The sequence below is a fragment of the Ureibacillus suwonensis genome (assembly GCF_042655065.1).
Taxonomy (GTDB): domain Bacteria; phylum Bacillota; class Bacilli; order Bacillales_A; family Planococcaceae; genus Ureibacillus; species Ureibacillus suwonensis.
Genome location: NZ_JBHSNQ010000144.1, coordinates 1 through 5418, shown reverse-complemented (window position 1 = coordinate 5418; position 5418 = coordinate 1). Strand labels below are relative to the sequence as shown.

Here is a 5418-nt window from a genome sequence, read left to right as displayed (position 1 = left end):
CCAAAAGAAAGAGGTGTCTTTTTGGTTTTTAGACGAATTTTTTCAGTGTCAAGTGAATATGAGATACCCAAAGAAACCTATCAAATCAAGGATTATTCATAAATTTTTCACTGCGAAAGTTGAGTAAGTAATTTTACTATGATAATTTTATTTATGTAATCTAAAAAAGACTAACAACTTTAATCGTTAGCCAATACCGTTTCTTTTCCTTCATTACTGTAGATGAGCAAATTCACTAACATAAATTTACATCCATACAAAAAAGGAGACATGAACCCGATTCCTTGATTAGAATAGATGTGTCACCAAACCATTCTCAAGGAGGTTCATGTCTCATGAATAGACTACCACATCACCAAGGAATCGACAAGTTTTTCGCAATGTTGGGGCTGGCCCTTTATTTCTCTAAGCCGGTCATGAAGCATCTCATTCATATTATCGATGCGCTGACAACGAAAGGATTTGCGGGAACCTTGACCGATCTGCATCACGAGAGCTTTCATCCCAACCATCGAACGACACTGAGCCATTTTTTCACGAAAAGCCCTTGGGATGAAGAAATCTTGCTTCGCAAACTCCAGCAGTGGATGCTTCGTCATGTGGAACGAACGGCCAAGCGAGAGAATCACCCCATTTTTGTTTCGATCGATGATACGATCTGCCGAAAAACGAAGCCTTCGTCACAGGCGAAACACGCTATTGAAGGGTGTAATTGGCATTATTCTCACGCGGACAAAAAGTCGATTTGGGGACACTCTCTCGTCTGGCTCATGGTTCATACGATGACGCAAGCCTTTCCCTTTGCGTTTCGCCTCTACGACAAGGCGGATGGGAAAAGCAAGGGTCAATGGGCCATCGAGATGCTTTCTTCTTTGGATGTGCACGGTTCTGTTTATGTGCTGATGGATTCTTGGTACCCATCGAAAACACTCGTGGAAGCCTGCCTGAAAAAAGGATTCCACGTCATTGCGATGCTCAAGACGAATCGGGTTCTCTATCCAAAAGGCATTGCGATCCAAGCCAAGCAGTTTGCACGCTACATCGAACCGGAAGACACCCATCTCGTCACGGTGGGAGAAGAGCGTTATCGCGTGTATCGCTACGAGGGAGCGCTGAAAGGTCTCGATGATGCCGTTGTGTTGTTGGCTTGGAAAGCCGATCAGCCGATGACACCTGAACATCTTCACTGCGTCTTGAGCACCGACCGGGAGCTAAGCGATGAAGAGATCTTGCGCTACTATGCCCAGCGTTGGTCGATCGAATGCTTTTTTCGACAAGCGAAAGACCAGCTGAAGCTCGATGGGTACCGCGTTCGTCAACGTCGGGCGGTGAAACGGTATTGGATCTTGGTGCAACTCGCTTATGTGTACAGTATGGTCGAATCCAACAGCGATTTCTCTACCGGGCTTGACTTCCTTCAAAAGAAAAAAGGACATAGCCTCGTGGAGTTTATTTACGATGCAGCGAAACAAGATATTCCCATTGATTTCGTTAAAAAACAGCTTCATGTGGCATAAGGGGTACTCCGTTTGTCTCTTTTTACATGGTAATTATTGTAATGAAAATTGCTCAACTACAGATACAATTAACAAAATATATTGTTTTTTGCAGAGGAGGACATAACCCACAACGAGGGGCTGTACATTGACAGAATGGTATATGGAAATGGCACAATTGTATTTGGATCTAATTTTAGTGGCAGATTTATTTTGGTCCGCTATGAATCCAAGAATAATCTGCCACTTTTTTATATACAAAGTAATTACATAATCTAAAAGTCATTATCAATCTATACCTACAATTTGACTACGACGTTCAAGCAATATAACATCACGCCATACCCCATTTAACTTTCCTATACGTTGTCGGATACCCACTTTACGAAATCCAACACTTTGATGTAAACGTAAACTTGGTATGTTTTCCGGGAAAATCCCTGCTGTTAATGTCCAAAATCCTTTTGCTTCTGATTCTTTGATTATGGCTTGTAGAAGTTGTTTTCCAACTCCCTTTCCTCGGCTCACATCTCGAACATACACACTAACCTCTCCCACCCCTTCATACACGCAGCGATCCGATACTTTACTGATCTTACACCAGCCTTGAATACCTTCTTCGTCTTCAGCGACTAAACATAAATTTTCCGCAATGGTCGATTCCCACTTTTCTAACGATGGCACTGTTGTTTCAAATGTTGCTTGTCCTGTCGCAATTCCCTGCTCATAAATTTCCTTTACTTGCGACCAATCCTCTTTGCGAAAGCGGCGAATGTTCATATGAAAAATCCCTCCTTATTTTCATACAGAAAAGGCACTAGGAATCTCCCCAATGCCTTTTCCATGTAACATTAGCAACACTCACGCTGAAATGTAGATGGGCAGCATTCACGTTCCATAGTGGCTTTGTCTGCAACATCTTGGCTTTCTTTTACTTCCACAATTTGAATATCGCAGCAACCTTGCTTTTCTTTGGAATTGCCAAATATCATTTTCAAGATGTTCATTTGAAGTTCCTCCTTAAATGATATAGAATAAAAATCTGATAACGTCGCCATGGTCATGGCAGAACCGACAAACGCAAAGACCATCTTCTTTCTAAAGATACTGTGTAATCATGTTATCTCCGGTAAGCTTACACCTACTGAGCTGGTCATCAGGTGCCATTCCCTTTGCAATCATCATCTGTGAGATCGGAATCATCGTGGGAAACGACTTGCTCAACTATTTTTTCTTCCCCAACGAGTTCCGATCTGTTACACCACATTTTTTAAGGTTTCATTGCTTTAATGATCGCAGAAACAATGTAATCCGCGATGTTCGCTCCAGGCACCCAATCTTTGATAAACTCCTTCGATTCATCTTTTGGTTTAATGGTGATCTGTGTGAATCCACTCTGTTGTAACATGGATTCCAGCTCTCCAATCGATGCTGCTCCTGATACGCAGCCCGAATACAAGACATCCATATTGTTTTTGATTTCCGATGGAAGTTCTGCCGTCGCCACAACGTCGGAAATGACAAGGCGCCCTCCTGGTTTCAGCACACGATAGGCTTCCTTGAACACTTGGGGCTTATCTGGAGAAAGATTAATGACGCAATTGGAAATAATGACATCCACCGAACCATCTGCCACCGGTAAATATTCGATTTCTCCTAACCGAAACTCAGTATTGGTAAAGCCACCCTTGGCAGCATTGTTGCGTGCTTTGCTGATCATTTCTGGCGTCATATCCACACCAATGACGCGCCCGGTTTCTCCGACCTGACGAGCAGCCAAAAAGCAATCGAAACCGGCACCACAACCAAGATCCAACACCACCTCTCCGGGGTTCAATTCCGCAATTGCTAGCGGGTTGCCGCAACCAAGTCCAAGATTGGCTCCTTCTGGCACGGCAGATAATTCCTCATCCGAGTATCCTAGTTTTGCCGATACCTCATTAGGTGTACCACAAAATCCGGAAGAGGCTGAACAACAGCTTCCAGAATTTACTTCCTGCAGCGCAATTTGCTTATAGCGGCTGCGGACATTTTGCCGGATTTGATCGTTATTAACGTGATTCATAAGTTATCACTCCTTAAATGATATAGAATAAAAATCCTGATAACGTTGCCATCGTCATGACAGAACCTACAAACGCAAAGACCAGCTTCTTTCTAAAGATACTGTGTAATAATGTGATCTCCGGTAAGCTTGCCCCTGCTGAGCTAATCATCAGCGCCATGACTGGTCCCAATGCCATGCCTTTTGCAATCAACATTTGCGAAATGGGAATCATCGTGGAAAGACGGATATACAAAGGAATTCCGATGATTGCTGCAAGTGGAACAAGCCACCACTTATCACCTCCCATATAGGTTGATATCCATTCTGTCGGTACAGCACCCTGAATAAATGCTCCAATGCCTGCGCCCAAAAGCAAATATGGATAAACCGTTTTCATTAAGTGAAAGGTCTCCTGCAAAGCTTCTTTCATGTTTCGTTTTTTTCCGATCTCCACCTCTCCTTTCACCATCACTTGCTTTATTTGATTTTCAAATCCGAGTTTTTCAAGCGTGAATCCAATCAGTATGGATAAAATGGTTGTGATAATGGTATAAGAAATCGCCACTTTTACTCCGAGTGTCGCAGCCATGAGTGTCAATATGGTTGGATCGAGCACAGGAGAAGCAAATAGAAAAATCATCACAATACCGAAACGGACTTTCTGATTTAAAAGCGATACGACAACCGGGATCGTAGAACATGAGCAAAACGGTGTAACAAAGGCAAACGCAACAGCAATCAGTGCTCCGAATAACGGATGGCGCTTTGTTAACAAACTTTGCATTTTATCATAAGGAATATATCCTTCTAGAAAGTTAATGACGAACGAAATAGCCAAAAACAAAAGAGTTAATTCTAACGCAATATAGAGAAAGTCTTGAAAAATCGCTATGCTCATTGATTATCTCTCCTTATTTTATTTGTAAATTGCAACTATTAATTTAACAAATAGGCAAGCCTAGATATACTTGCCTCAAAATAACGGTTTACAACATACACTTGATTTTGCCATGCACTCATTCAACAATTTAATCGAACGAATCACTGTTTCTTTCTCAAATTCCGTCATATGCGAAAACACTTCTTCTAAATATCGATTTATTTCTCGATCAATGGTTGTTGCGATAAACTTTCCCTCGGTGGTTAACGATAACGTATATACCCTTCGATCTTCAGGGAGTGGCGTTTTTTTTACTAATCCCTTTTTCACTAAATTTTGAATCTGTCTACTGAACGTGGTAATATCCATTCCCAATACTTCAGCCACTTGTTGCATGGAAGGAGATTCTCTTTTGTCAATTTCATAAAGAATATGACTTTGAACAAGAGAAATATCTACAGCATCAATCGAACAGCAATTTTTATTTAGAAATCCGAAACGACGTGTCATCACTTGAAACAACTCTCTAATGTTTTCCATTTTTTCACCTCTATAATTATTTATATCATATTATTTGCAAATTGCAACCTTTTTGTTTTAAAAAATAAAAAAATTTTATCGACATGTCTCGTCCTTTGTTTTGTATAAAGCATTTATATCCACTTAAAATCGAGTAGGAGGGAGCGATTAACTCCCGTCCTCTCACACCACCGTACGTACGGTTCCGTATACGGCGGTTCAATTAAGATGATTGACGCAAGTCTTTATAACTTCCGTGAATAGCTGTTCTCTTTATGCCAGTGGTCACTCCACCCTCCAAGAGGTCTCCCACGGGATTCACCGCTTCCTTCCTCAAGTGAGGTACTATGTTTTCTGTGTTCATCATGACTCACTGAATGCCAAGGGCTATTCTCTCTTAATTGTTCGGTCCTTCTTAGTAGTTCTAAACCAACTAATACTATGACCTCTGCTGACTTCTGACGGTTCAGCTACTT

Annotated in this window: 6 protein-coding genes; 1 reads left to right on the top strand and 5 read right to left on the bottom strand. The window is 41.6% G+C overall.

Features of this window, described 5'->3' with window-relative positions:
- The first annotated feature begins 335 nt into the window (after nucleotides 1-335).
- Nucleotides 336-1517 (top strand): IS701 family transposase, encoded by a 1182-nt coding sequence (locus tag ACFPOH_RS11425; protein ID WP_390309736.1) that lies wholly within the window; start codon nucleotides 336-338, stop codon nucleotides 1515-1517.
- Nucleotides 1518-1784: 267 nt separating this feature from the next.
- Here ACFPOH_RS11425 and ACFPOH_RS11420 read toward each other — a convergent pair whose 3' ends face one another.
- The 5 genes from ACFPOH_RS11420 to ACFPOH_RS11400 form a co-directional block, all read right to left on the bottom strand.
- The gene (locus tag ACFPOH_RS11420) at nucleotides 1785-2276 is read right to left on the bottom strand and encodes a GNAT family N-acetyltransferase (RefSeq protein ID WP_390309734.1); all 492 of its coding nucleotides are present in this window, start codon (nucleotides 2274-2276) and stop codon (nucleotides 1785-1787) included.
- A gap of 71 nt (nucleotides 2277-2347) precedes the next feature.
- Nucleotides 2348-2503 (bottom strand): hypothetical protein, encoded by a 156-nt coding sequence (locus ACFPOH_RS11415; RefSeq protein WP_205424071.1) that lies wholly within the window; start codon nucleotides 2501-2503, stop codon nucleotides 2348-2350.
- A gap of 263 nt (nucleotides 2504-2766) precedes the next feature.
- Nucleotides 2767-3561, bottom strand: coding sequence for an arsenite methyltransferase (locus tag ACFPOH_RS11410; RefSeq protein WP_390309731.1), 795 nt, complete (start codon nucleotides 3559-3561; stop codon nucleotides 2767-2769).
- Between the two features lie 13 nt (nucleotides 3562-3574).
- Entirely contained in the window at nucleotides 3575-4441 is an 867-nt protein-coding gene (locus ACFPOH_RS11405) for a permease (protein WP_390309729.1), read from the bottom strand.
- 75 nt (nucleotides 4442-4516) lie between these two features.
- On the bottom strand, nucleotides 4517-4963 hold the full coding sequence (locus ACFPOH_RS11400; RefSeq protein ID WP_043904800.1) for a MarR family winged helix-turn-helix transcriptional regulator: 447 nt from the start codon (nucleotides 4961-4963) through the stop codon (nucleotides 4517-4519).
- Nucleotides 4964-5418 lie beyond the last annotated feature (455 nt).

Bases quoted from the DNA above. Each gene is read 5' to 3' on its own strand.
- ACFPOH_RS11425 (WP_390309736.1), top strand. From the start codon at position 336: ATGAATAGACTACCACATCACCAAGGAATCGACAAGTTTTTCGCAATG.
- ACFPOH_RS11420 (WP_390309734.1), bottom strand. From the start codon at position 2,276: ATGAACATTCGCCGCTTTCGCAAAGAGGATTGGTCGCAAGTAAAGGAA.
- ACFPOH_RS11415 (WP_205424071.1), bottom strand. From the start codon at position 2,503: ATGAACATCTTGAAAATGATATTTGGCAATTCCAAAGAAAAGCAAGGT.
- ACFPOH_RS11410 (WP_390309731.1), bottom strand. From the start codon at position 3,561: ATGAATCACGTTAATAACGATCAAATCCGGCAAAATGTCCGCAGCCGC.
- ACFPOH_RS11405 (WP_390309729.1), bottom strand. From the start codon at position 4,441: ATGAGCATAGCGATTTTTCAAGACTTTCTCTATATTGCGTTAGAATTA.
- ACFPOH_RS11400 (WP_043904800.1), bottom strand. From the start codon at position 4,963: ATGGAAAACATTAGAGAGTTGTTTCAAGTGATGACACGTCGTTTCGGA.